This is a genomic window from Massilia sp. BHUDP2 (genome assembly GCF_046236355.1).
Classification (GTDB): Bacteria; Pseudomonadota; Gammaproteobacteria; order Burkholderiales; family Burkholderiaceae_D; genus Telluria; species Telluria varians.
This window is the reverse complement of record NZ_JBJUVW010000003.1, coordinates 441,685-468,029: the sequence shown is the minus strand read 5'-3', so window position 1 is coordinate 468,029 and position 26,345 is coordinate 441,685. Positions and strand designations below refer to the sequence as shown.

At 62.3% G+C, this 26,345-nt stretch carries 15 protein-coding genes; 9 read left to right on the top strand and 6 right to left on the bottom strand.

Annotated features, from left to right (window positions below):
- The first annotated feature begins 297 nt into the window (after positions 1–297).
- The gene (rpoB, locus tag ACK6C6_RS18760) at positions 298–4,407 is read left to right on the top strand and encodes a DNA-directed RNA polymerase subunit beta (RefSeq protein ID WP_209589853.1); all 4,110 of its coding nucleotides are present in this window, start codon (positions 298–300) and stop codon (positions 4,405–4,407) included.
- Between the two features lie 224 nt (positions 4,408–4,631).
- A complete protein-coding gene (rpoC, locus tag ACK6C6_RS18755; RefSeq protein ID WP_409268705.1) occupies positions 4,632–8,879 on the top strand; it encodes a DNA-directed RNA polymerase subunit beta' in 4,248 nt (1,415 codons plus the stop codon).
- A 107-nt stretch (positions 8,880–8,986) separates the two neighbouring features.
- Here the strand turns inward: rpoC and ACK6C6_RS18750 are convergent, their stop codons facing one another.
- From ACK6C6_RS18750 to ACK6C6_RS18740, 3 genes are all read right to left on the bottom strand, one after another.
- Complete coding sequence (locus ACK6C6_RS18750; RefSeq protein WP_409268704.1) at positions 8,987–9,994, bottom strand: HNH endonuclease signature motif containing protein; 1,008 nt, start codon at positions 9,992–9,994, stop codon at positions 8,987–8,989.
- Between the two features lie 81 nt (positions 9,995–10,075).
- Positions 10,076–11,548, bottom strand: a complete 1,473-nt coding sequence (locus ACK6C6_RS18745) for a hypothetical protein (protein ID WP_409268703.1) — start codon at positions 11,546–11,548, stop codon at positions 10,076–10,078.
- Positions 11,549–11,557: 9 nt separating this feature from the next.
- Positions 11,558–12,346, bottom strand: coding sequence for a hypothetical protein (locus tag ACK6C6_RS18740; protein WP_409268701.1), 789 nt, complete (start codon positions 12,344–12,346; stop codon positions 11,558–11,560).
- 1,056 nt (positions 12,347–13,402) lie between these two features.
- On the opposite strand from ACK6C6_RS18740, the gene ACK6C6_RS18735 reads away from it, so the two are divergent.
- From ACK6C6_RS18735 to ACK6C6_RS18715, 5 genes are all read left to right on the top strand, one after another.
- The gene (locus ACK6C6_RS18735; protein ID WP_409268700.1) at positions 13,403–16,174 is read left to right on the top strand and encodes an ATP-binding protein; all 2,772 of its coding nucleotides are present in this window, start codon (positions 13,403–13,405) and stop codon (positions 16,172–16,174) included.
- Positions 16,175–16,239: 65 nt separating this feature from the next.
- The gene (locus tag ACK6C6_RS18730) at positions 16,240–17,238 is read left to right on the top strand and encodes a hypothetical protein (protein WP_036209107.1); all 999 of its coding nucleotides are present in this window, start codon (positions 16,240–16,242) and stop codon (positions 17,236–17,238) included.
- 93 nt (positions 17,239–17,331) lie between these two features.
- Positions 17,332–18,078 carry a hypothetical protein gene (locus ACK6C6_RS18725; protein WP_409268698.1) on the top strand — a complete coding sequence of 249 codons (747 nt, stop codon included), beginning with the start codon at positions 17,332–17,334 and terminating at the stop codon, positions 18,076–18,078.
- A gap of 105 nt (positions 18,079–18,183) precedes the next feature.
- Positions 18,184–18,705 carry a superoxide dismutase [Cu-Zn] SodC gene (gene sodC, locus ACK6C6_RS18720; RefSeq protein WP_409268697.1) on the top strand — a complete coding sequence of 174 codons (522 nt, stop codon included), beginning with the start codon at positions 18,184–18,186 and terminating at the stop codon, positions 18,703–18,705.
- Between the two features lie 55 nt (positions 18,706–18,760).
- On the top strand, positions 18,761–19,006 hold the full coding sequence (locus ACK6C6_RS18715; protein ID WP_409268696.1) for a hypothetical protein: 246 nt from the start codon (positions 18,761–18,763) through the stop codon (positions 19,004–19,006).
- Positions 19,007–19,012: 6 nt separating this feature from the next.
- Here ACK6C6_RS18715 and hpaR read toward each other — a convergent pair whose 3' ends face one another.
- Positions 19,013–19,492: a homoprotocatechuate degradation operon regulator HpaR gene (hpaR, locus tag ACK6C6_RS18710; RefSeq protein ID WP_409268695.1), complete on the bottom strand. Its 480-nt coding sequence runs from the start codon at positions 19,490–19,492 to the stop codon at positions 19,013–19,015.
- A gap of 115 nt (positions 19,493–19,607) precedes the next feature.
- Between hpaR and ACK6C6_RS18705 the strand changes: the two genes are divergently transcribed.
- A complete protein-coding gene (locus ACK6C6_RS18705) occupies positions 19,608–20,549 on the top strand; it encodes a bestrophin family protein (protein WP_209589846.1) in 942 nt (313 codons plus the stop codon).
- A 24-nt stretch (positions 20,550–20,573) separates the two neighbouring features.
- Positions 20,574–22,085 (top strand): acetyl-CoA hydrolase/transferase family protein, encoded by a 1,512-nt coding sequence (locus ACK6C6_RS18700; protein WP_409268694.1) that lies wholly within the window; start codon positions 20,574–20,576, stop codon positions 22,083–22,085.
- 127 nt (positions 22,086–22,212) lie between these two features.
- On the opposite strand, the gene ACK6C6_RS18695 is transcribed toward ACK6C6_RS18700, so the two are convergent.
- Both ACK6C6_RS18695 and ACK6C6_RS18690 read right to left on the bottom strand, forming a co-directional pair.
- Entirely contained in the window at positions 22,213–23,850 is a 1,638-nt protein-coding gene (locus ACK6C6_RS18695; protein ID WP_409268692.1) for a M28 family peptidase, read from the bottom strand.
- Positions 23,851–23,914: 64 nt separating this feature from the next.
- Positions 23,915–26,254, bottom strand: a complete 2,340-nt coding sequence (locus tag ACK6C6_RS18690) for a M28 family peptidase (RefSeq protein WP_409268690.1) — start codon at positions 26,252–26,254, stop codon at positions 23,915–23,917.
- Between the last annotated feature and the right edge of the window lie 91 nt (positions 26,255–26,345).

Below are 26,345 nucleotides of genomic sequence, written 5' to 3'. Positions count from 1 at the left end.
TACATATGCATTGGGCACTCATCAAGGGTGCCCAGCGCGGGAGTCAAAGCTTGCGGAACCTGCCGAAAGGGAGGGGATGCGGCTTTGGCTCTTTTGTCGTCCCTGCGTCAAACGTTTGCATCTGGGGCCGGCAGGAAACAAAGCATCACTGCATCACCGTTTCAGAAATATCGTAACACAGCAGTACGGCTGTCTTAATCACCTGGCGGGAAAGCAGAGGCTTCAGGCCTTGCGTGTGGTGCGACCACCACTGGCAATTCCTGAATTCTCATCCTTTCTGTCACTCACGGAGTGTCCATGCACTACTCATTTACTGAGAAGAAGCGCATTCGCAAGTCGTTCGCGAAGCGCGCCAACGTTCACAACGTTCCTTATCTTCTGGCTACCCAGCTCGAATCCTACGAGAATTTCCTGCAAGCGGACGCCGTTCCCTCCGTGCGCAAGAACGAAGGCCTGCAATCGGCCTTCAGCTCCATCTTCCCGATCGTGTCGCACAATGGTTTTGCGCGCCTCGAGTTCCTGTCCTATGTGCTGGGCGACCCTGCGTTTGACGTGAAAGAGTGCCAGCAGCGTGGCCTGACCTTCGCGTCGCCGCTGCGCGCCAAGGTGCGTCTGGTGATCCTGGACAAGGAATCGCCGACCAAGCCGGTCGTGAAGGAAATGAAAGAGCAGGAAGTGTACATGGGCGAACTGCCGCTGATGACCACGAACGGTTCGTTCGTCATCAACGGTACCGAGCGCGTCATCGTCTCGCAGCTGCACCGCTCGCCGGGCGTGTTCTTCGAACACGACCGCGGCAAGACCCACTCGTCGGGCAAGCTGCTGTTCTCGGCTCGTATCATTCCTTACCGCGGCTCCTGGCTGGACTTCGAGTTCGACCCGAAGGACATCCTGTTCTTCCGCGTCGACCGTCGCCGCAAGATGCCGGTCACGATCCTGCTGAAGGCCATCGGCATGACGCCGGAGCAGATCCTGGCGAACTTCTTCGTCTTCGACAATTTCACCCTCCGCAATGAAGGCGGCGAGCTGGAGTTCGTGTCCGAACGCCTGCGTGGCGAAGTCGCGCGCTTCGACATCGTCGATCCGAAGTCGGGCAAGACCATCGTCACCAAGGACAAGCGTATCAACGCCAAGCACGTCCGTGACATCGAAGCCGCCGGCATCAAGAGCATTTCGGTTCCGGAAGACTACCTGCTGGGCCGCGTGCTGGCCAAGAACATCGTCGACCAGGACACCGGCGAAGTCATCGCCGTCGCCAACGACGAGCTGACCGAAGAACTGCTGGGCAAGCTGCGCGATGCCAGCGTGACCGACATCCAGACGCTGTACACCAACGACCTGGACCAGGGCGGCTACATCTCGCAGACCCTGCGCACCGACGACACCGCCGACCAGACCGCCGCGCGCGTGGCGATCTACCGCATGATGCGTCCTGGCGAACCGCCGACCGAAGAATCGGTGGAAGCCCTGTTCAACGGCCTGTTCTACATGCCGGAACGCTACGACCTGTCGGCTGTCGGCCGCATGAAGTTCAACCGCCGTATCGGCCGTGACGAACTCGTGGGCGACATGACCCTGTCGAACGAAGACATCCTGGCTGTGATCAAGATCCTGGTCGAGCTGCGCAATGGTCGCGGCGAAGTCGACGACATCGATCACCTGGGTAACCGCCGCGTGCGTTGCGTCGGCGAACTGGCTGAGAACCAGTTCCGTGCCGGCCTGGTGCGCGTCGAGCGCGCAGTGAAGGAACGCCTCGGCCAGGCCGAAGCGGACAACCTGATGCCGCACGACCTGATCAACAGCAAGCCGATCTCGGCAGCGATTCGCGAGTTCTTCGGTTCGTCGCAGCTGTCGCAGTTCATGGACCAGACCAACCCGCTGTCGGAAGTCACCCACAAGCGCCGTGTCTCGGCCCTTGGCCCGGGCGGCCTGACCCGCGAACGTGCAGGCTTCGAGGTGCGCGACGTGCACCCGACCCACTACGGCCGCGTGTGCCCGATCGAAACGCCTGAAGGCCCGAACATCGGCCTGATCAACTCGCTGGCACTGTACGCCCGCCTGAACGAATACGGCTTCCTGGAAACCCCGTACCGCAAGGTCGACGGTTCGAAGGTGACCGACAAGATCGAATACCTGTCGGCGATCGAAGAAGGCCGCTACATCATTGCGCAGGCAAACGCCGCGATCAATGAAGAAGGCGAACTGGTCGACGAGCTGGTATCGGCACGTGAAGCTGGCGAAACCATCCTGGTCTCGCCGGAACGCATCCAGTACATGGACGTGGCCCCGGGCCAGATCGTGTCGGTCGCAGCTTCGCTGATTCCGTTCCTCGAGCACGATGACGCGAACCGTGCACTGATGGGCGCCAACATGCAGCGCCAGGCCGTGCCTTGCCTGCGTCCGGAAAAAGCCTTTGTCGGTACCGGCATCGAGCGCACCGTGGCAGTCGACTCGGGCACCACCGTGCAGGCCCTGCGCGGCGGCGTGGTGGACTACATCGACGCGGGCCGTGTGGTCATCCGCGTCAACGACGACGAGGCGCAAGCCGGCGAAGTCGGTGTGGACATCTACAACCTGATCAAGTACACCCGTTCGAACCAGAACACCAACATCAACCAGCGTCCGATCGTGCAAGTGGGCGATCGCGTGGCACGCGGCGACGTCATCGCCGACGGCGCCTCGACCGACCTGGGCGAACTGGCACTGGGCCAGAACATGCTGGTGGCCTTCATGCCGTGGAACGGCCTGAACTTCGAAGACTCGATCCTGATCTCGGAAAACGTGGTCAAGGACGACCGCTACACCTCGATCCACATCGAAGAACTGTCGGTCGTTGCACGTGACACCAAGCTGGGCGCGGAAGAAATCACCCGCGACATCTCGAACCTGGCCGAGAACCAGCTGGCCCGCCTGGACGAATCGGGCATCGTGTACATCGGCGCCGAAGTGCAAGCCGGCGACGTGCTGGTCGGTAAGGTCACCCCGAAGGGCGAGACCCAGCTGACCCCGGAAGAGAAGCTGCTGCGCGCGATCTTCGGCGAAAAGGCCTCGGACGTGAAGGACACCTCGCTGCGCGTGCCGTCGGGCATGGTCGGCACCGTCATCGACGTGCAAGTGTTCACCCGCGAAGGCATCCAGCGCGACAAGCGCGCCCAGCAGATCATCGACGACGAGCTGAAGCGCTACCGCCTGGACCTGAACGACCAGATGCGTATCGTGGAAGGCGATGCCTTCCAGCGTCTGGAGCGTATGCTGGTCGGTAAGATCGTCAACGGCGGTCCGAAGAAGCTGGCGAAGGGTGCCGCGATCACCGCCGAATACCTGGCCGACCTGGACAAGTTCCACTGGTTCGACATCCGTCCGGCCGACGACGAGACCGCCAACGCACTGGAAGCGATCAAGGAGTCGATCAACGAGAAGCGCCACCAGTTCGACCTGGCCTTCGAAGAGAAGCGCAAGAAGCTGACGCAAGGCGACGAGCTGCAGCCTGGCGTGCAGAAGATGGTCAAGGTCTACCTGGCCGTCAAGCGCCGCCTGCAGTCGGGCGACAAGATGGCAGGCCGCCACGGTAACAAGGGTGTGGTCTCGCGTATCGTTCCGGTGGAAGACATGCCGTTCATGGCCGATGGTACCCCGGCCGACGTCGTGCTGAACCCGCTGGGCGTTCCGTCGCGTATGAACGTCGGTCAGATCCTCGAAACCCACCTCGGTTGGGCGGCGAAGGGCCTGGGCCTGCGTATCGGCGACATGCTGCGCGCACAAGCCAAGGCAGAAGAACTGCGCGGCTTCCTGGGCAAGATCTACAACGAGACCGGCCGCAAGGAAGACCTCGACAGCTTCAGCGATGAAGAGATCCTGACCCTGGCGAACAACCTGAAGAACGGCGTGCCGTTCGCGACGCCGGTGTTCGACGGTGCGCACGAGACCGAAATCCGCCGCATGCTGGACCTGGCGTTCCCGGACGAGATCGCGACCCACCTGGGCATGACCCCGTCGAAGAACCAGGTCACGATGTTCGACGGCCGCACCGGCGAAGCATTCGAGCGCAAGGTTACCGTCGGCTTCATGCACATGCTGAAGCTGCACCACCTGGTCGACGACAAGATGCACGCCCGTTCGACCGGTCCGTACTCGCTGGTGACGCAGCAGCCGCTGGGCGGTAAGGCCCAGTTCGGTGGCCAGCGCTTCGGTGAGATGGAGGTGTGGGCACTGGAAGCCTACGGCGCGTCCTACGTGCTGCAGGAAATGCTGACTGTGAAGTCGGACGACGTGAACGGCCGTACCAAGGTTTACGAGAACCTGGTCAAGGGCGATCACGTGATCGATGCCGGCATGCCGGAATCGTTCAACGTGCTGGTGAAGGAAATCCGCTCGCTGGGTATCGACATCGATCTCGAGCGCAGCTAAGCAGGGCCGGCATGGCCGCCAGCCTTCGGGCTCGGCCTGCTGCCTTTAAAACGTCGCCCCGACGCAGGTTGGGGCCTGAGCCCGGTGCGTACCGGCTTACTTGGATCCCCGCCGGCGCGGGGATGACGCTTTCAAGGGTAGTGGGTCAGCAAGCACCGGCGAAAATCGGTGAGAACCTGGCGGAAGTAGTACCAAGTACAGAATTCAATCACCTGGAGTGATACATGAAAGCACTGCTCGATCTATTCAAGCAAGTTCAGCAAAACGAGAGCTTCGACGCCATCAAGATCGGCCTCGCCTCGCCTGAAAAAATCCGTTCCTGGTCGTTCGGCGAAGTCAAGAAGCCGGAAACCATCAACTACCGCACCTTCAAGCCCGAGCGCGACGGCCTGTTCTGCGCCAAGATCTTTGGCCCGATCAAGGACTACGAATGCCTGTGCGGCAAGTACAAGCGCCTGAAGCATCGCGGCGTCATCTGCGAGAAGTGCGGCGTCGAAGTCACGCTGGCCAAGGTGCGCCGTGAGCGCATGGGCCACATCGAGCTGGCCTCGCCGACCGCCCACATCTGGTTCCTGAAGTCGCTGCCGTCGCGTCTGGGCATGGTCCTGGACATGACCCTGCGCGATATCGAACGCGTGCTGTACTTCGAAGCATACGTCGTGACCGATCCTGGCATGACCCCGCTGAAGAAGTGCCAGATCATGTCGGAAGACGACTACGCCGCCAAGTACGAAGAGTACGGCGACGACTTCACCGCATTCATGGGCGCCGAAGGCATCCGTGAACTGCTGCGCTCGATCGACATCCACCGCGATGCCGAAGCCCTGCGCGTCGAGCTGAAGGAATCGAAATCCGAAGCCAAGATCAAGAAGTACGCCAAGCGCCTGAAAGTGCTCGAGGCGTTCCAGCGCTCGGGCATCAAGCCTGAGTGGATGATCATGGAAGTGCTCCCGGTCCTGCCGCCGGAGCTGCGTCCGCTCGTCCCGCTGGACGGCGGCCGTTTCGCTACTTCGGATCTGAACGATTTGTACCGCCGCGTCATCAACCGTAATAATCGCCTGAAGCGCCTGATGGAACTGCGCGCGCCGGAAATCATTACGCGTAACGAGAAGCGCATGCTGCAGGAAGCAGTGGATTCGCTGCTGGACAACGGCCGTCGCGGCAAAGCGATGACCGGCGCCAACAAGCGTCCGCTGAAGTCGCTGGCTGAAATGATCAAGGGTAAGGGCGGCCGCTTCCGTCAGAACCTGCTGGGCAAGCGCGTCGACTACTCGGGCCGTTCGGTCATCGTGGTGGGTCCGCAGCTCAAACTGCACCAGTGCGGCCTGCCGAAGCTGATGGCCCTGGAACTGTTCAAGCCCTTCATCTTCAACAAGCTGGAACTGATGGGTCTCGCGACCACCATCAAGGCGGCGAAGAAGCTGGTCGAGATCCAGGAACCGGTGGTCTGGGACATCCTGGAAGAGGTCATCAAAGAGCACCCGGTCATGCTGAACCGTGCGCCGACCCTGCACCGTCTCGGTATCCAGGCCTTCGAGCCGGTCCTGATCGAAGGTAAAGCCATCCAGCTGCACCCGCTGGTCTGCGCGGCGTTCAACGCCGACTTCGACGGTGACCAGATGGCAGTCCACGTGCCGCTGTCGATCGAAGCGCAGATGGAAGCCCGCACCCTGATGCTGGCCTCGAACAACATCCTGTTCCCGTCGAACGGCGAACCGTCGATCGTGCCGTCGCAGGATATCGTGCTGGGTCTGTACTACGCGACCCGCGAGGCGATCAACGCCAAGGGCGAAGGCATGATGTTCCCGGACGTGTCGGAGGTCATCCGCGCGTACGACAACAAGGAAGTCGAACTGGCGACCCGCATCACCGTGCGTATCGTCGAGCACCCGAAGAACGCCGAGGGTGAATTCGACCGCACCGTGACCCGCTACGAGACCACCGTCGGCCGCGCCATCCTGTCCGAGATCCTGCCGAAAGGCCTGCCGTTCTCGGTGCTGAACCGCGCGCTGAAGAAGAAGGAAATCTCGAAGCTGATCAACACGTCGTTCCGCAAGTGCGGCCTGCGTGCGACCGTCGTCTTCGCGGACAAGCTGATGCAGTCGGGCTTCCGCCTGGCGACCCGCGCCGGCATCTCGATCGCCGTCGACGACATGCTGATCCCGGACGTCAAGAAGGGCATGATCGCGACCGCCGAAGCGGAAGTGAAGCAGATCGAGCAGCAGTACGCTTCGGGTCTGGTCACCGCCGGCGAGCGTTACAACAAGGTCGTCGACATCTGGGGCAAGACCTCGGACGAAGTCGGCAAGGCGATGATGGACCAGCTGAAAGTGGAACCGGTCACCAAGCGTGACGGCACCGAAGGCACCCAGGAATCGTTCAACGCGATTTACATGATGGCCGACTCGGGCGCCCGTGGTTCGGCAGCCCAGATCCGCCAGCTGGCCGGTATGCGAGGCCTGATGGCCAAGCCGGACGGTTCGATTATCGAAACGCCGATTACCGCGAACTTCCGCGAAGGCCTGAACGTTCTGCAGTACTTCATCTCGACCCACGGCGCTCGTAAAGGTCTGGCGGATACGGCACTGAAGACCGCGAACTCGGGTTACCTGACCCGCCGCCTGGTCGACGTGACCCAGGACCTGGTGGTGATCGAAGACGATTGCGGCACCACCAACGGCACGCACATGAAGGCGATGGTCGAAGGCGGTGAAGTCATCGAGCCGCTGCGCGACCGTATCCTCGGCCGCGTGACCGGTACCGACGTCGTCAACCCGGAAACCCAGGAAACCCTGTTCGAAGCCGGCACCCTGCTGGACGAAGACATGGTGGAAGAGATCGAACGCGTCGGCATCGACGAAGTGAAGGTCCGCACCCCGCTGAACTGCGACACGCGCTACGGCCTGTGCGCCAAGTGCTACGGCCGTGACCTCGGCCGCGGCATGCTGGTCAACGCCGGCGAAGCAGTCGGCGTCGTGGCAGCACAGTCGATCGGTGAGCCGGGTACCCAGCTGACCATGCGTACCTTCCACATCGGTGGTGCGGCATCGCGTGCGGCAGTGGCATCGTCGGTCGAAGCCAAGTCGAACGGCACCGTGCGCTTCACCGCCACGATGCGCTACGTCACCAACGGCAAGGGCGCGCAGATCGTCATCTCGCGTTCGGGCGAAGTCCTGATCACCGACGACCACGGCCGTGAGCGCGAGCGTCACAAGGTGCCGTACGGCGCGACCCTGATCGTCAAGGACGGCCAGGTCGTCAAGGCCGGCACCGCGCTGTCGACCTGGGATCCGCTGACCCGTCCGATCATTACCGAGTACGCCGGTACGATCAAGTTCGAGAATGTGGAAGAGGGCGTTACCGTCGCTCGCCAGGTGGACGAAGTGACCGGCCTGTCGACCCTGGTGGCGATCGATCCGAAGCGCCGCGGTTCGGGCAAGGTCCTGCGTCCGCAGGTCAAGCTGCTGAACGAAGAAGGCCAGGAAGTGAAGATCGCCGGCACCGAACACGCCGTGACGATCGGCTTCCAGGTCGGCGCGCTGATCATGGTCAAGGACGGTCAGCAGGTCTCGGTGGGTGAAGTGCTGGCACGTATCCCGACCGAATCGCAGAAGACCCGTGACATTACCGGTGGTCTGCCGCGCGTTGCCGAACTGTTCGAAGCACGTTCGCCGAAAGACGCGGGCATGCTGGCCGAAGTCACCGGTACCGTCGCATTCGGTAAGGAGACCAAGGGCAAGCAGCGTCTGGAAATCACCGACATGGACGGCAACAAGCACGAGTTCCTGATCACCAAGGACAAGCAAGTGCTGGTGCACGACGGCCAGGTGGTGAACAAGGGCGAGATGATCGTCGACGGTCCGGCCGATCCGCAGGACATCCTGCGCCTGCTGGGTATCGAAGCGCTGGCGCGCTACATCGTGGACGAGGTGCAGGACGTGTACCGTCTGCAGGGTGTGAAGATCAACGACAAGCACATCGAGGTGATCGTTCGCCAGATGCTGCGTCGTGTGCAGATCACCGATGCCGGCGACACCGACTACATCGTCGGCGAGCAGGTGGAGCGTTCGGAACTGCTGGAAGAGAACGACAAGGTCAACGCCGTCGGCAAGCTGCCGGCGCAGTACGAAAACGTGCTGCTGGGTATTACCAAGGCATCGCTGTCGACCGACTCATTCATCTCGGCCGCATCGTTCCAGGAAACCACCCGCGTCCTCACCGAAGCGGCGATCATGGGCAAGCGCGACGGTCTGCGCGGCCTGAAGGAAAACGTCATCGTCGGCCGCCTGATCCCTGGCGGTACCGGTCTGGCATTCCACCGCGCCCGCAAGGAGAAGGAAGTGTGGGAGGCGGAAGAGCGCCAGGCACTGCTGCAGCAGGAGAAGGCCAACATGGCCGCCGAGCTGCAGGCGATGGAAGACCAGCAGAATGCTGCGGCTTCGGTCGAGCAGCATCAGGATGATGGCGAGTGATCGCTGTAGCTAGCTGAAAATGAAGACGGCACCCCGAGGGGTGCCGTTTTTTATTGCTAAAGCCAGCAGTCATTTCTATAAGATAGAAGTTTCTTGATAGGTTGACCTCACCAAAGTTTGTCTAACTCATCATCGCTAATCTCTACCTGGTAGTCTCGTTCTGCTCGTTGATTAGACGCCCAACCATATCGCAATTTGTGTGGGGATTGGTACGCACTGGGCAAAAAACCTGCCCCCATCGCCATTGGTGTCGCATGAAGAACTAATTTTCCTTCTTCAATCTCGATACGTTTAGCGAGTAAGAGAACTGCTGCAAAACTGCTTCCTACAAAATTCGTGTGGAGAGCTGACGACCCAAACATATGCCGTGTATTTGCATAAAAACGAACCTCGATACCATTCGCACGCGCGTGAACAAGACGGTTTTCTTCTCTATCGATGACCTCAGCACTTCGGAATTTGAATCCACGAATCGCAAAGCATAAAGAGCCAGGTTTTACTAGGTTTTTAAATCCTGTTCTGGACCAAAGCGCGCCGAGCTCCAGAGGATTTGTAGCAAGAATTAGATCGTCGACCGCAGTCATATACATGTTGTGAATCTGCTGTGAGGCATCCCAGGCAAATCGATCGTAGATAGTTGCTAGCCACGACCCAGGTGCTTCACGCTGAAATATTGGAACCCCATTCTTATCTATCAATTTTCTCTCATAGAGGTTTTCGAAAGCCCAGGAGTCAAATTTAACATTGTGGGATTTCATCAATCTCGGAAGCTTCTCATGATTAATATAAGTCCACATCGCTTGCCGAAGATTTGATCCTGGGAGCATGGCAGAAGCTGACCGTCTAGATACCTCATTCCCCCACTTTTTCTTTGCGTGCTTGAGTTGACTTGCAGTCAGATTCTGCGACATTGAGTGCTTCGTATGAGCTTCATCATGACAATTCCTGCAAATTACAACTAAGTTATCGATCGAATTATTTGATGGGTCTTGATCAATATGATGGATCTCAACAGGTAATCCAGGAATGCGGCAGACACAGCACGTACGCGCAGCTTCATACAGAACCTCAAACCGCAGAGCGTTCGAAACCGGATGACGGATACGAGAGGTCATCAGTTCTCCTATCGAGATATATATGGCGGCGGGCTATGGCCCTTTAGAACATGGAATCAATGTTTATTTGCTGTCGAAACTTTACATCCACACCGCCTGACCGACGACGCTCCGTATGCGCTCTAACCATTGGTCACCAATTGAAGTGACTTCTTTCAGTTGCGCGTCCGTTGCATCCGCCAACTGCCCAATTGTTTCAAATCCACTTTTTTTCAATTGCGCAATTCGAGCATCAGTTAATCCATATGGGTAGACATTTGATTTCTGCAATTTTTCAATTGGAAGCTCAAGTACTAACAGTTCGCCGTCTACTAGTGGCGCAGGCTGGTCAATGTCAATAATTCCGCTCGACACATGAATATCTGACGGTTGCTCAGGATTTGGATTGAGCCAGTCTGTAAATACGTCTCGGGTCAGGCGCGAAGGATAAGTAAATTCCAATAAATTTGCGAGATTCAAAGAGAAGCGCGGACCTCTTCCACCTGAGCGCATTGCCCGGCTGGCTTCACGTTTTGATAAAAACCCTGCGTATTCTAGGATCTCGAAAACCTTTGCCAATTTCTGGACAAGATCGCGATGGACGATAATAGTTGTCGATCTATTTTGAGCTGCTGCGTGACGAAACAATACATCAGCGAGTTGGCGTGAAGTTTCTACAAGAGGTTGGTAAATGCCTAGTTTTGGTTCAAGCTCTTCCAGAAGCGGCCAATAATAGTCGGAAGCAAGCTCTTTTAGCACAGCTTCAAGAGCTGGTAGACCAGCGCCGTTAACATTCCGAAGTTTTCCACATGCAATAACGAACCCGCGCATGTTACCAACTACTGTTCGGCCAAGAAAACCTGCGGTTTCTCGCGAACCTAAAGAGCGAGTTCTTGCATATCGACTATGAAGGTCTGGAAATCTTGCCGCCATTACCTTATCGAAAAATTCGGCATAGCCCGGTGCACGCTCATCACGTGAAAGATCGAAAACCGTCGCATCGTTGTACACATCGAATCTTATACCAAACCGAGTCACCCCAGGATAAATGGACGCTTTACAAGATACAAGATTGTTTGAAATCGTCCGAAATATACCAAAAAACTCCTCAAGAGATGCTTCGCGACCGATGTGGGCAATGTCGTCAAACATCAAAATAATTCGCTTATTTATCTTTTCTGCAAGCGCACGCAATTCATGCTGCAATGAGCTGACGTCCGTTATCGAAGGGAATAGCGATGATGAAAGCTTATACAGGGAGAGAGTCCTATGTAATTCCCGTGTGAGCAGCTCACACAGCAACTTTTCGTACTCTTGGCCTCTGCTTCTAAGCAAAGGTAAATATCTCAAACTTAAGTAAACGCCAAATGTATTTGAGTCAGCATGCTGTAAACGCCGGCTGGCTTCGATCATCAAAGCGCTTTTCCCACTTCCACGTCCACCCTTGATTAGAACTGGTCCGTGGGTACTAAGAGCATTAATAACACGTTCTTCGTGTTGTAAGAACACATGATATTTTTCGAAATCGTCTGCAGGGCAGTCTTCAGCAGCGATCCAAAGTGATTGTTCGTCCATTTTTAGCCTTTATCTTTCAATCTCGAAATGTTCCAAAAGATTTACGAAATCCGCAAGCACTATTTCTCGATGTGATTTTTGCAATGCAATATCGCAGAATTGGGTATATAGCGCGCAAGTTCCAATTACCGTAATGCAGTCGCTAATCGAAGACTCAACGGTCTCTTTGGTGAGCGATGTGCTGCTTCCTTTTAGAAATTCGAAATGAATTCCTTTTGATAAGCTGGAATATGCTTCTGTGGCATGTTTGCGAAGTCGTCCTAGCACTCGATCGCCTGCCTCAATCGTCAATAATTCCGTTATCCAGTTTGGCAGCGTTGCATAATCTGTTGTCCAGTCAGTTAAATCAGGAATCAATAGTGCATGTGTTGATTCGAATAAATAGTCCGCCATCTGACCGTGTAGCAGTGTTCTATGAATTTGCTTTAGAGAGTCTTGTGACCACCATCCTGAGTTAGGAGGTTTAACGTCAGGAAGTACGTCCTTGGTCCAATTAAAAGAAGAGTTATTTCGCTGTCCTAACGAGAAATCTGAGCTCTCAGCGCCGCGGATAAGTGCCACAAAGCGAATTGGATCTAATCTTCCGAGTAATATGGCAAGAGACTGTTCAAACACGACTCTCGCACAAGTAGGGGCAAACTTAATGAAATCGCGAGTGTTCCGTTGCTGCCATAGCTCATAGAGATTACTAAAATTCTCCTTAAGCGAATCACCTATGCAATCCATGCCGAACGTGAAGTCGCACTCCATGTACTGGCGGTCGATATTGCCGACGCAAAGTCTGTAAATTTCATCCATATTAGGACATTTGTCAAAGTTGATGTATAGTTCTCAGAAATATTCCTGAGCATAACTTAGTTTTGGGAAAAGATGAAGTTGCATCGTCTGCCTCAACGGCAGACGATATGCCGCGAACCGAAGGTTTCCCAAGCTCTACCAGCACACTCTGTTCAGTGCGAGGTCAGCGAGTGCTGTATTAGACCAGTTGGTAATCGTGCCGAGCCGAAGAGTCTAGAGCCCCTTCATTTCGTTCTGGTTCCTTACCCTTCGGAAGAATATGTAGATGACGGAAGCACAGCCAGATGGCTCATGATCAGTGCACCCTCGAGCTGCACGACCCAATGCCGATGCAGACGTTTGCTTTGCGTGCTTCTTCGTAGGCCGAGGGCGGCATCGGCGGCACATTTATTTCGTGTGCTGCCCACGAGACTGACCATCCAGATTGAAATGGCCGCGGTAGCCTAAGTACAGTCAAGTCAAAGCCTAGTAGCGCTCCAAATGGTCGCTGCTGGACCGGCATCGTGTGACTATAAGCATAGATCAACGGCGCGCTAGTAATTAGTTCGCTTCGCCGGTGAGGCCTGATCGACGACGGGCGCGACCATCGATGTGCACGCACTGGCATACAGCTTGTTAGTTCGCACTACAAGCGCCAACCTGCTCGTTATTGCGTCGTTGTGTAGCACGGCGCTCAATTGCCGTGCCGACCCAACTACACCGTCTTACATCTACCGTCCGCACAAACAGATTTTTTCAAATTGGGCCCTTTTTTAGTTCGGTCAGCTTGGTTCCGCGGACCATGCACTGCTTTTCTTCTCGACCGTACACGTCGATGTGCACATAGATGGCTCTTGAGCATAAGACAATCGGACTGCCATGAGGCCGAGCAGGGCAGACTAGCAGTACAGAAGGTTCATCTGGATTCCTTTCGCTGATGAAGCAGCCCTCGGTGACCGCAACACCACTCGCAATGTGTTGTCCACTTAACTCATCCGTACGCTCATCCCGCGTAATGACTGCTATGATTCACAGCTGAGTTATCGATCCATCCACATTCCTTGCCCAGCGAGCACCATGCCTTGGCCCTTTGACGCGGCTTCCGACGCTGCAAGCGCATCGACGACCATGTCGGAAATGGAGCGCCGCATGCGCTCCTTCCCCTGGGAGACGACCCCGGTTGGCCCGGTCAGCGGCTGGCCGCAAAGCCTGAAAAGCGCCGTCCGCACTGTCCTCGACCTGCGCCTGCCGGCCTACCTCGCCTGGGGTGACGGCTACGTCCAGTTCTTCAACGACGCTTACCTCCCCATCCTCGGCGACAAGCACGATGCCGCCCTCGGCAATGACTCGCGCGTCACCTGGTCCGAGATCTGGCCGACCATCGGTCCGATGTGGGAACAGGTGCGCCAGGGCGCGGCGCTCGGCTCCGAAGGATTGCCGCTGACGATCAACCGCTACGGCTACTACGAGACCTGTTACTTCAGCTATTCGTACAGCCCGATCTATGGCGACAGCGGCAAGGTCGAGGGCGTGCTGGTCACCTTCGCCGACATCACCAAGGCCGTGCTGGGCGAACGCCGCCGCGATTACCAGGTCAAGCTGGCCGATACCCTGCGCCGCGAGACCGAGTTCGGGCCGATGCTCAAGGCCACCATTGGCCTCACCAGCGAATACTTCACCAACTCCAATGTCGCCTACGTCGAACTCGACGAGGGCAAGCGCACCTTCACCGTCAAGGAAGAGTGGAAAGACGGCGTCGAGACCGGCGGGGCCCAGGGCACGCTGCCGATCGACATGCTGTCGCCGAACCAGCTCGACGCGTTGCGCGGCGGCGCCACCATCTGCATCAACGACGTCTCGACCGATCCGGAATGCGCGGCGGTCGCCAAGCCCTGCCTGATGCTCGGCATCCATTCGGTGGTGGTGATTCCGCTGAAGGACGGCGACCGCCTGCACGGCGCCGGCTTCCTGTACAAGGACCACGCCTACCGCTGGACCATCGATGAGCGCAGCCTGGCCGAAGACCTGGCGCGCCGCACCTGGGAAGCGCTGCGCCGCATCCGCGCCGAGGAAGCGCTGCGCGAAGAGACGCGCATGCTCGAGCTGCTCAACCGCGCCGGCAAGGTGCTGGCTTCCACGCTCGACATCGACACCCTGCTGCAGTCCGTCACCGACGCCGCCACCGAGCTGACCGGCGCCGAATTCGGCGCCTTCTTCTACAACGGCAAGGATGCCAACGGCGACGCCTACCTGCTGTACACGCTCTGCGGCGCGTCGCGCGAAGCCTTCGAAGGCTTCGGCCACCCGCGCCCGACCGCGGTGTTCGCGCCCACCTTCAACGGCGGGCCGCCGATCCGCAGCGACGACATCACCAAGGACCCGCGCTACGGCAGCATGGGGCCGCACCACGGCATGCCGAAAGGGCACCTGCCGGTGCGCAGCTATTTGGCCGCCGCGGTCAGCTCGCGCTCGGGCGAGGTGCTGGGCGGCCTGTTCTTCGGGCATTCGCAGCCGAAGATGTTCGACGAGCGCACCGAGCAGCTCATCGCCGGCTTCGTGGCCCAGGCCGCGGTGGCGATCGACAATGCGCGCCTGTACGACCTGGCGCAGCGCGCGGCCAGGGAGCGCGAAGGCATCCTGGCCAGCGAGCGCGCCGCGCGCGCCGAGGCCGAGCGTCACAGCAAGATGAAGGACGAGTTCCTCGCCATGCTGGCGCACGAGCTGCGCAACCCGCTGGCGCCGATCACCAACGCGGCCCAGCTGCTGCGCATGCCCAGCGTCGACGAGAACCTGCGCCTCAAGGCCAGCAGCATCATCTCGCGCCAGGTGCGCCACATGACCGAGCTGGTGGACGACCTGCTGGATGTGTCCAGGGTGACGCGCGGCCTGGTCAAGCTCGAGACCGAGACGCTGGAACTGAGCGGCGTGCTGCGCGCCGCGGTGGAGCAGGCGCGCCCCCACATCGAGGAGCGCAAGCATGCGCTGACGGTGGAAGCGCCCATGCGGCAGGTCGTCGTGGCGGGCGACCGCACGCGCCTGGTGCAGGTGCTGGTGAACCTCCTGAACAACGCCGCCAAGTACACGCCGCAGGGCGGCAAGATCACCTTGCGTCTGGAAGCCGGTCCGGAACAGGCGCGCATGACCGTCATCGACAACGGCGCCGGCATGGACGCCAAGCTGCTGCCGCACGTGTTCGACCTGTTCACCCAGGCCGAGCGCACGCCGGACCGCTCGCAGGGCGGCCTCGGGATCGGCCTGGCGCTGGTCAAGACCATCGTCCAGATGCACGGAGGCCAGGTGGAGGCGCACAGCGACGGGCCGAACCTGGGGTCCTCGGTGTCGGTGCTGCTGCCCCTGACCCAGGAAACCGACGCCTCGGTGGCGCCGGCGCCGCTGCGCGCCACGACAGCTGCGCGGCCGGTCGCGCCGTGCACGCTCACCATCGTCGACGACAACGTCGACGCGGCCCAGTCGCTGGCGGTGCTGCTGCGCGAGCAGGGGCATACCGTGCACGTGTTCGACGGCGCCATGCGTACGCTCGCGTCCACCGACATCGCTGACACCCACGCCTTCATCCTCGACATCGGCCTGCCCGACATGACCGGCTACGAGCTGGCGCGCCGCCTGCGCCGCGACCATCCGACGGCCAGCTTCATCGCGCTCACCGGCTACGGCCAGGCGCGCGACCGCGACCTGTCGAAGCAGGCCGGCTTCGAGCACCACCTGGTCAAGCCGGTGGAGTTCCGGGCGCTGGCGGACATCCTGGCCCGGCTGCCGCAGTGCCAGCCGCCGGTCGACACGGCGCAAACAGGTGTGGCACAGGAACCGGATATTGCGGGCGTCAGCTGATTGTGTGTTGACATTGTTGCTGTAACTCAGCAATATTCTTAACTCCCCGACATCTGTCTACGCCCGTGTCCCGTAAAAAGAACAGCCGCCAATGGGCGCGCCTGCGGATCCTGTGTTCCGGCGGGCTGCACCTGATGACCCTCATTCCCGATGCACTGGAGCTGGTGCGCGAGCTGATTCCCAACAGCGCGTCCCAGCTGTTCCTGCACGCCGAACGTGCACCGGAAGACGTGCACGAGGCGAACGTGCTCGGCGTGCTGCCGCCGCCCAACGGCTATTTTTATGGCGATTCGGTGCACTTCGGCGTGCCGCCGGCGGAGGCGCGCGCACGCGCGGCCCACGTGCTCGAGGTGCGACTGGGTCCGGCGGCTAACCCGCTCGGCACGCTCACCCTGCTGCGCGACGACGGCCCGGCCTTCGACACGGACGACGAGGAAGACCTGGGACGCGTCGCCAAGTATTTCGATTACGCGCTACATAATGTCAATGCGGCGGCCGCGGCCGGCAACGGCCTGCTTGGTGTGATCGAGGACGAGGCCATGCTGCTGGCCACCACCAATGGCGACATCCTGTTCCTGAGCGACTCGGCCGGCGCGCTGCTCGGCCAGCTGGCCTCGCAGGAGCAGCAGGTGTTCGACCGCCGCAGCCTGCCGCCGTTCTGCCTGCGCCTGGTGGAGTCGGTGGTGTACGGCGAACGCTATCCCTGGCGCCTGCCGGCCGGGACGCTGGAGCTGGCCGGCGGCGTGCTGGAAGCGCGCGCGCAGTGGATGAGCGCCGGTTCCTACGACGCCATCCACAGCCGCACCGTCGGCATCTTCCTGAAGTTCGTGGTGCCCATGCCGCTGCGGATCTGGCGCGCCCTGGGCAGCGTCGAGCTGTCGCCGCAGCAGATGGAAGTGGCCTTCTGGATGGGGCTGGGAGGAGGGCGCGACGCGGCGCGCTCGCGCATGGACGTCAGCGACGCCGTGCTGCGCGACTGCGTGAAGGCGGTCTACGAGAAATTCGGCTGCACCTCCGAAGCCGGCCTGCTGGCCATCCTGCGTCCCGCGATCTCGCGCATGTAAGCCGCTTGCGGCACTTCACCCCATCGCAGGGGGTGGAATGCATGTGTTTCATTTTTTACCATGTTGTCCTGATCAATACGAGGACGACACGAAATGACACTGCATTCCCTGATCGCGGCGGCGCTGCTGTGCGCCGCCGGCGCCAGCCAGGCCGGGCTGATCCACCAGTATGAGCTGAACGGCGACCTGAAGGACGCGAAGGGCGGGGCCGACCTGCTCGCCTTCGGCGGCGACCAAGGACCAGGCGCCTACGCCTTCACCGCGAACAAGGGGCTGCAGCTGCAGTACGCCCTCGGCTCGGTCTACACGATCGACATGGAGTTCAGGCTCGGCAGCGACAAGGCCAACTGGCAGCGCATCCTGAACTTCCAGTTCGCGACACCGGACCACGGCCTGTATGTCTCCACCGACAAGTTCTGCTTTTATCGCGGCAACTGCAGCAACGGCAGCAGCTTCACGCCGCAGCAGGACATCCGCCTGACCGTCACCCGCGACAGCAATTCCCTGGTGAGCTTCTACCACGACGGGGTAGCGATGCTGAGCTTCCAGGACGGCCTCGGCTTGGGCGGCCAGACCGACCTGGCCGACGAGCTCGATCCGCGCAACCCGGGCAAGCCGCCCCGCCAGCGCCTGCTCAGCTTCTTCAAGGACGATGGCTCGGGCGAATTCGCGACTGGCGCGGTCGACTTCATCCACCTCTACGACCACGCCCTGAGCCGGCAGGAAGTCGCGGCGCTGAACGTCGCCAGGGTGCCGGAACCGGCGCCGCTGGTCCTGGTCGGCGCCGGCCTGGCGCTGCTCGGCTGGACGCGCGGCCGCAAGCCGGGCGGTGCGACGTAGGAAGCCTGCCTGTCGGGATGTCCTCCGGAACATCCCCCATCCAAAGGGATGGAATACACTTGCTTGGCTTTCTATTATCTCAACCGGATCTCGAAGGAGGTTTGTATGAACATTCGATGGATGTGCGCCGTCATGCTGGGCGCCACCTGTGCCCTTGCCAACGCCGCCGACATGAAAGTCACTATGAAGATGGCGACCGAAAAAGGAGAGGGCGCCGATATCGGCACCGTGACCATCAGCGAAACGAAGCACGGCCTCGTGTTCACGCCGGCGCTGAGCAAGCTGCCGGCCGGCCTGCACGGCTTCCACGTGCATGAAAACGGCAGTTGCGGCCCGAACCAGAAGGACGGCAAGACGGTGCCCGCGGGCGCCGCCGGCGGTCACCTGGATCCGGCCAAGACCGGCAAGCACGGGCTGCCCTGGGGCGATGGCCACCTGGGCGACCTGCCGGCCCTGACGGTGGACGAGAAGGGCAACGCCACCAACCCGGTGCTGGCGCCGCGCCTGAAGCTGGCGGACATCAAGGGCAAGGCCCTGATGGTCCATGCGGGCGGCGACAACCACGCCGACCACCCGGCGCCGCTCGGCGGCGGAGGCGGCAGGATGGCCTGCGGCGTCATCCAGTAGCCATCCCTGGCACATCAGGGATGAAATAAAATTTCAATTTAGGACGTAAAACGAAATGAAATTTCACTCCCTGATGGGCATGGTCTTGCTCTTGCTGGCATTCGACAGCGGCGCCGTGACGCTGCTTGCCGACACAGGGCCGGCCGGCCGGCCGCTCCCTGAACCTTTGCCGCTCAGCCTGCTGGGTCTGGGTTTCGCCGTGCTCGGCTGGACTGGGCGACGCGGGCGGCTGTTCGGCAGGCTGAAGCTGGACCTGGCCCGGCGCCTGTTCCCCTGGCCCGCCTTGTCCTGGCTGGACTGAGACCCGTCACTCGTCCGCCGGCCGCCCATCCTTCGGCAGTTCCACCAGTGGCACCGGCGTCGCCTGCGCCGCGATGAAGCCGGCCAGCGCGGCCGACAGGTCGTCGAGCACGCGCTTGCCCCACGCCTTTTCCATCAAGCGGTACTGACGCTCGATCAGCGGCGCGATCTCGTCGAACAGCGCGTCGCCCTTCGGCGCCAGGCTCACCATCACCCGGCGCGCATCCGCCGCCACGCGCCGGCGCTGCACCAGCCCCATCTCTTCCATGCGCGCCAGCACCCCGGCCATGCTCGGGCTCAGGATCTGGCACAGCTCGCACAGTTCGCGCGGCTCGAGCTGCTCGTGCTCGTCCAGCGCGCGCAGGATGCGCCACTGCTGCTCGGTCACGCCGAAGTGGTTCAGCACCGGGCGGAAGTGGGACATCAGCGCATCGCGCGCCTTCAACAGCTGCTGCGGCAGGTCGCGGTTGGTGATACGACGGGACACTATCTACTCCATTCTGCGAAACGATGAGCTTGACTGGCTAACATATTAGTGATTAACTTGCGAGCATATTAGCGAATATCGGCGTACACCGACACCTTTTTCAAGCGGCAAGATCGTGATTATCCGAGACAGGCCTTCCGGCCTCAAGCTGTTCCTGCTGCTGCGCGGTTCGGTCCTGCCACGCATCCTGCCCACGCTCGCGGTCAACGTGGCGATCGCCATCCTGGTCACCTGGACGCACGGCGTGCTCGGCGGCCTGAAGATCACGATCACCCCCATCCCGTTTACCCTGATCGGCCTGCCGCTCGCGATCTTCCTGGGTTTTCGCAACAATTCGGCCTACGACCGCTTCTGGGAAGGGCGCAAGCTGTGGGGCGAGCTGGTGCTGCGCAGCCGCAATCTGGCGCGCCAGTGCACCGGCTTGATCGGGGGCGAGGGCCCGGCGCTGGCCCGCAACGGCATGCAGGACGTGCGGGTACGCATGGTCCTGCGCGCCGTGGCCTTCTGCGCTTCGCTGCGCGACCAGCTGCGCCACCGGCCGCTCGACCCGTCCCTGGCCCGCTTCCTCGCGCCTCAGGAATTCGCGCGGATGGAAGGCGCGCCCAACAAACCCGATTACCTGATGCGGCACATGGGCCAGGACCTCGGCCAGTGCGTGAAGGAGGGCCGCATCGAGGCCTGCCTGGCCGCCAACATCGACGCCACGCTGTCCGCGATGACCGCCGCCGCCGCCTCGTGCGAGCGCATCAAGAATACCCCGATTCCGTTCTCGTACTCGGTGCTGCTGCACCGCACCGCGTACATGTACTGCTTCCTGCTGCCCTTCGGCCTGGTCGACACGCTCGAATTCATGACGCCGGTGGTGGTGGCGATCGTGGCCTACACCTTCTTCGGCCTCGACGCCCTCGGCGACGAGCTCGAGGAGCCCTTCGGCATGGAGCCGAACGACCTGCCGCTGGACGCCATCTGCCGCGCGATCGAGATCGACCTGCGCAGCGCGCTGGACGACGAGGACATCCCGCCGCCCCTGCAGGCGGTCGATTTCACCCTCATGTAATTTCGTAGCCCCTTCGAGGACCACATGCACCACGACGAACACGTTCTACACGACCGCATCCGCCTGCCGCAGCTGCGCGAACGCATCACCAATGCCGCCCAGGCGGCCACCTGGATCAAGGACGGCATGACCGTCGGCATGAGCGGCTTCACCCGCGCCGGCGACGCCAAGGCGGTGCCGCTGGCGCTGGCCGAGCGCGCCCGCCGGGAGCCCCTGAAGATCACCCTGATCACCGGCGCCTCGCTCGGCGGCGACACCGACAGGCAGCTGACCGAATCCGGCGCCCTGGCGCGCCGCATGCCCTTCCAGACCGACCCGGCGCTGCGCGCGGCGATCAACAGCGGCGAGGTGATGTTCATGGACCAGCACCTGTCCGAGACCGTCGAATTGCTGCGCACGCGCCAGATCGCGCCGGTCGACGTGGCCGTGATCGAGGCGGTGGCCATCACCGAAACCGGCGGCATCGTTCCCACGACCTCGGTCGGCAACAGCGCCAGCTTCGCGATCCTGGCCGAGAAGGTGATCGTCGAGATCAACCTGAGCCAGTCGCCGGCCCTGGAGGGCCTGCACGACATCTTCATCCCCAAGCGCCGCCCGAGCCGCGAGCCAATGCCCTTGACTAGCGTGAGCGACCGCATCGGCACGAGCGCCATCGAGATCCCGCCGGAGAAGATCGTCGCCATCGTCTTCACCGAGAAGACTGATAGCGCCTCGACGATCCTGCCGCCGGACGCCGAGACCGCCGCCATCGCCGGCCACCTGATCGACTTCTTCGGCGCAGAGATCGCCCAGGGCCGCCTGACCGAAAGCCTGATGCCGATCCAGGCCGGCATCGGCACCATCGCCAACGCGGTGGTGTCCGGCCTGAACGAGGGCCCGTTCAAGCACCTGACCATGTATTCGGAGGTGCTGCAGGACTCGACCTTCGAGCTGTTCGACTCCGGCAAGCTGGATTTCGCCTCGGGCTCCTCGATCACGGTGTCCGAAGCCAAGGGCCGCGAAGTGTTCGGCAACCTGGAGCGCTACAAGGACCGCCTGGTGCTGCGCCCGCAGGAGGTGAGCAACCATCCCGAAGTCGTGCGCCGCCTCGGCATCATCGCCATCAACACGGCGCTGGAGTTCGACATCTACGGCAACGTGAATTCGACCCACGTGTCGGGCACGCACATGATGAACGGGATCGGCGGTTCGGGCGACTTCGCGCGCAACGCCTATCTATCGGTATTCGCCACCAAGTCGGTGGCCAAGGGCGGCAAGATCTCGAGCATCGTGCCGATGGTCTCGCATGTGGACCACAACGAGCACGACGTCGACATCGTCGTCACCGAAGTCGGCCTGGCCGACCTGCGCGGCCTGGCGCCGCGCGAACGGGCGCAGCGCATCATCGACAACTGCGTGGCCGAGCCGTACAAGGGGATGCTGCGTGAGTACGTGGAAGAGGCAAACCGGGGAGGGGGGCAGACGCCGCACGTGCTGGAGAAGGCGTTCTCGTGGCATGTGCGGTATCGCGAGACGGGGTCGATGCTGCCGGCTTAAACTCGACGCCGGCAAACTTGGGTCCCGGCCTGCGCCGGGACGACATGCTTACAGTACCACTGAAGGATGAGCCGTCATCCCGGCGCAGGCCGGGATCCAATTTCCCATCCGAAGCCGTACAGCCAGATTACTTGGCCGCGGTGCGGGCTTTCCCGAACGGGTCCCCCGCCTTCCACTGCGGCGCCTTCGGCGAATCCGCCACCATGCGTCCCAGGTTCAGCGTGAACTGCGCCTGCTGCACCATGCCCGACAGGTCCCAGGTCGGATCGTATTCGTCGTTGGCCTGGTGGTAGCGGGGGCCGTAGGCCTTGCGCTTGGCGTTGCTCGCTTCCACGTCCTTCACCCAGCTGCTGCCCGCGCCCACCGAGAACGCCGGCACGCCGGCCTTGGCGAAGCTGAAGTGGTCGCTGCGGAAGTAGCCGCCGCCCAGGTCGGGCCTGGCGGGTGCGATCGTCATGCCCATGCTCTTGGCGGTGGCGGCCGCCATCGCGCCCAGATCGGTGCGTTCGCTGCCCGGGGTGCTGACATCCTTGACCAGGCCTACGAAGTTCAGGCTGTCCAGGTTCAGGTTGGCCACCGTCTTCTCGATCGGCCACAGCGGCGCGGCGGCGTAGGCCGCGCTGCCCAGCAGGCCCTGTTCCTCGGCTGCCACCCACAGGAACATCTGGCTGCGCTTGGCCGGGTTGCGCACGGCTTCCTGCGCCATCGCCAGCAGGGCGGCGGTGCCGGAGGCATTGTCGACGGCGCCGTTGAAGATGGTGTCACCCTCGGTGCCCTGCTTGCCCATGTGGTCCCAGTGCGCGCTGTAGACCACCAGCTCGTCCTTCAGCTTCGGGTCGGTGCCCGGCACGATGCCGGCCACGTTGAATTCGTTCAGGGTGCGCACCTCGGCGCGCGCCTCGCCCTTCACGCGGGCGTTCAGCGCCACCGGCTTGAAGTTCTTGTCTTCGGCGGCGGCGCGCAGCTTGTCGAGGTCCTGGCCGCTTGCTGCGAACAGCTTGCGCGCGGTCGCGTCGGTCATCCAGCCTTGCAGGCCGGTGCCCAGCTTGCCCTCGGCCAGCTGGAAGCGCTCGGCATTGGCCCAGCTGTTCTGCACCACGCTCCAGCCGTACGAGGCCGAGGCGTCGGTGTGGATCAGCAGGACGCCGGCCGCGCCCTGGCGCGCCGCTTCTTCCAGCTTGTAGGTCCAGCGGCCGTAGTAGGTCAGGCCTTCGCCGTTGAAGCGCTTCGGCTCGGCGGCGGTCGGCTTCGGATCGTTCACCATCATCACCAGCACCTTGCCCTTGAAGTCCTGGCCCTTGAAATCGTCCCAGCCTTCTTCCGGCGCGTTGATGCCGTAGCCAACGAAGACCATGTCCGCGTCCAGCGTGTGGTCGGCTTGCGCATCGCCCGGACCCCAGACCCAGTCGGCGCCGAACTGCGCCGGCAGCGGCTGGCCGCCGGCAAACAGGCCGATCGTGCTCTTCTGCGGCAGCGAGCGCACGCCGGCGATCTTCACCGGCTGGCGGAAGCTGCCCTTGTTGGCCGGCTGCAGGCCGATCGCGGCGCTCTGGGTTTCGAGATAGGTGACGGTCAGTTCACCGCCGCGCTGGCCGGTGCCGCGGCCTTCGAGGGCGTCGGACGCCAGGAAAGCGAGGTGGGCGCGCAGGGGCGCTTCCTTGACGGTAGCGGCTTGTGCCTTTGGCGAGGCGGCATGGGCCGGGTAGGCCAGCGCCAGGCTGCTTGCGAGGGCGGTGAGGACAACGGAGGAGACGATCTTGTGCATGGCTTCCTGCTGCTTGGTTAATCGGGGTGTGCACGGTGTGCGTCGAACATTGTATGCCAACTGTTCAGTAGAACCGCAACACATCCGCCGAGACTGTCATGCCCGTTCCCGGCATGCGCGGCGGGGCGCCGGGCGGCAGCAGGTGTTCCGGAAGTCCCGGCATGCGCTCCTCGATCATTACCGCCAGCGGGTCGTCGTTCGGTGCGTCGATGGTAAAGCGCAGCAGCTGGTCTTCCATCCCGTACAGCGACAGCGACCACGGGCTCTCGCCTGAGGTCAGCACGCGGCCATTGAGGGTGGACCGCCGCGGCTTGGTGCCGGCCACCCACATCTGGATGTGCGGGGCGCGGTTCTTCGAGCGCAGCGTGAATTCCACCCGGCGCAGCGGCGGATTCACACTGGGCGGGGCCAGGCGCGGGTTGCGCAGCATATAGGTTTCCGGGAAGGCGATGCGGTCTTCGCGCGGCGCGATCGCGAACCACTGGCGCGGGCTGTGCCAGCCGAACACGTCGACGTAGATCGAGGGCTTGTCCAGGTTCGGGAACAGCTGCTTCGACCAGGCGTCGAGCGGCTCGGGCGGCAGCAGCCAGTAGGCGCGCCAGCTGTTCATGTCCTTGAAGTAGACCAGGCGGTTCGGCGCCACCAGCGGCTGTTCTTGGATTGGTCCTGGCAGCGCCGGCCCCGAGGCCTGGCCCGGCAGCGCGACGCAGGCCGCGAATGCCGCCGCCACGCCGACGCCGACCACGCGTCCGAGCGGCAGCAGCAGGAACAGGCTGGCGAAACACAGCAGCGCGGCGGCGATCAGCACCGCCAGCACGTACAGTCCCTGCGGACCGAGCTCGGTCCACGCCGCGCGCAGCGCCGGCACGATAAGCAGCGGCGCGGGAAGCATGCCGGCGGCCAGGATCAGGACGCGCAGCAGGAAGGGCCGCGGTGTTTCCAGCGCCGTGAAGGCGGCCAGCGCCGCCGCCAGCGGCCAGGCCAGCAGCCACGCGGCCTCCGGCGCCCACGAGAGCATCAGCAGCAGCGCCAGCGCCAGCCAGGACATCGCGCCCAGGAATACGGACTGCGCGCCGACCAGCCTGCGCAACAGGTAAAGCGCGCCGACGCACAGGCAGGCGCCGGAGACCAGGAAGACCACGGCCGGCCCCGTTTCCTGCGACTGCGCCAGCGCACCAAGCTCGTGGCGCCGCTCCCACAGCAGCATGCGCGCCGCCAGCAGGATCAGCGCCATGCCGAAGAAGCCCTGCACCAGCGGCGCCACCGTGGTGTCGGTATCAAGTGTCGCCCGGCGGTAGGCACGCGCCAGCATCAGGCAGGACAGCGCCGCCAGGCCCCAGCACAGGATGGCCGAATGCTGGACGCTGCCGAGCAGCGGCAAGCTGAACCAGGCATGGGGACCGTAGCTGCCGCGCGCCAGCGTCTGCGCGCCGAAGTGCCTGGACAGGCGCAGCATGCTGTCGCCCAGGTGGCCCAGCAGGGCCGGATCGAGGCGCTCCACGGCATCGAGCGTGCGTCCGCGGTCGAAGGGCCGGCCGGTGTTCACGAACAGCAGGGCGGGAGCGTCGATGGTGGCCAGGGGGCCCATGCGCGGCGTGTCCGGCAGCAGCCGGTAGAAGCGCGCCATCAGCGACGAGCCTTTCAAGTCGGGCACCGCCCGCGCCCAGCCGCCCAGCGCGCCGCTGCCCGCATTCGTCGCCGCATACAGCGACAGCGGCCCGGCGCTGCCGGTGGCGTCGAACTTCAGGCTCAGGCCCACCTCGCGCGCCAGCGGATGCTGTTCGGCGAAGCCTTTGGCGCCGAGCGCGCCGACGTCTTCGCCATCCAGGAACAGGAGGACGATGTCGTTCAGGTGCGCGTTGGGATGCGCCGGGCCCAGGTGCAGCGCCCGCGCGGTCTCGATCATGGCCGCCACCTGGGCCGCCCCGCGCGCCGCGCCGAGCGTGGCGTTGCCGCTGTCGTAGTGCGCCGCCAGCAGCACTGCCGGACGGCGCATCCGGTCCGGCGCGCTGCCCGGCAGGCGCACCACAATGTTGTGCACCACGCCGAGCGTCACGTCGGTGCCGCCCCAGAAGCGGATGGTCGACTTCTGCACGGTGGCGGTCTGCACCTGCGGCTCCAGGCCGATGGCGCGCAGCTGCTCGACGATGTACGCGCGCGCCCGGGCATTGGCGGCGGTGGCGATCGGGCGCGGCTGTGCCGCCAGAACCGACACGTGGCGCATCATCCGGTCGAGTGCCGGTGGCGCGGCCTGGGCAGCCGGCGCAGGCGGGGCCGCGGGGCGGCTGGCGGTCCAGGCCAGGATGCCCAGCATCGCAAGGGCAAGCAGGCCGGCCGCCAGCGCGGCCAGCGTACGCCTGTCGAGGACGCGCGGCGGCGCCATCGGTGATCCAGCGGTAGACATGCTTCTCTCTCCTTGTTATTCGTTTTGTTGTCAGTGCTGCCGGGTCGCAGGCGGCGGTCTCCTCGACGCCAGGCGAAAAAAAGCCCGCGAT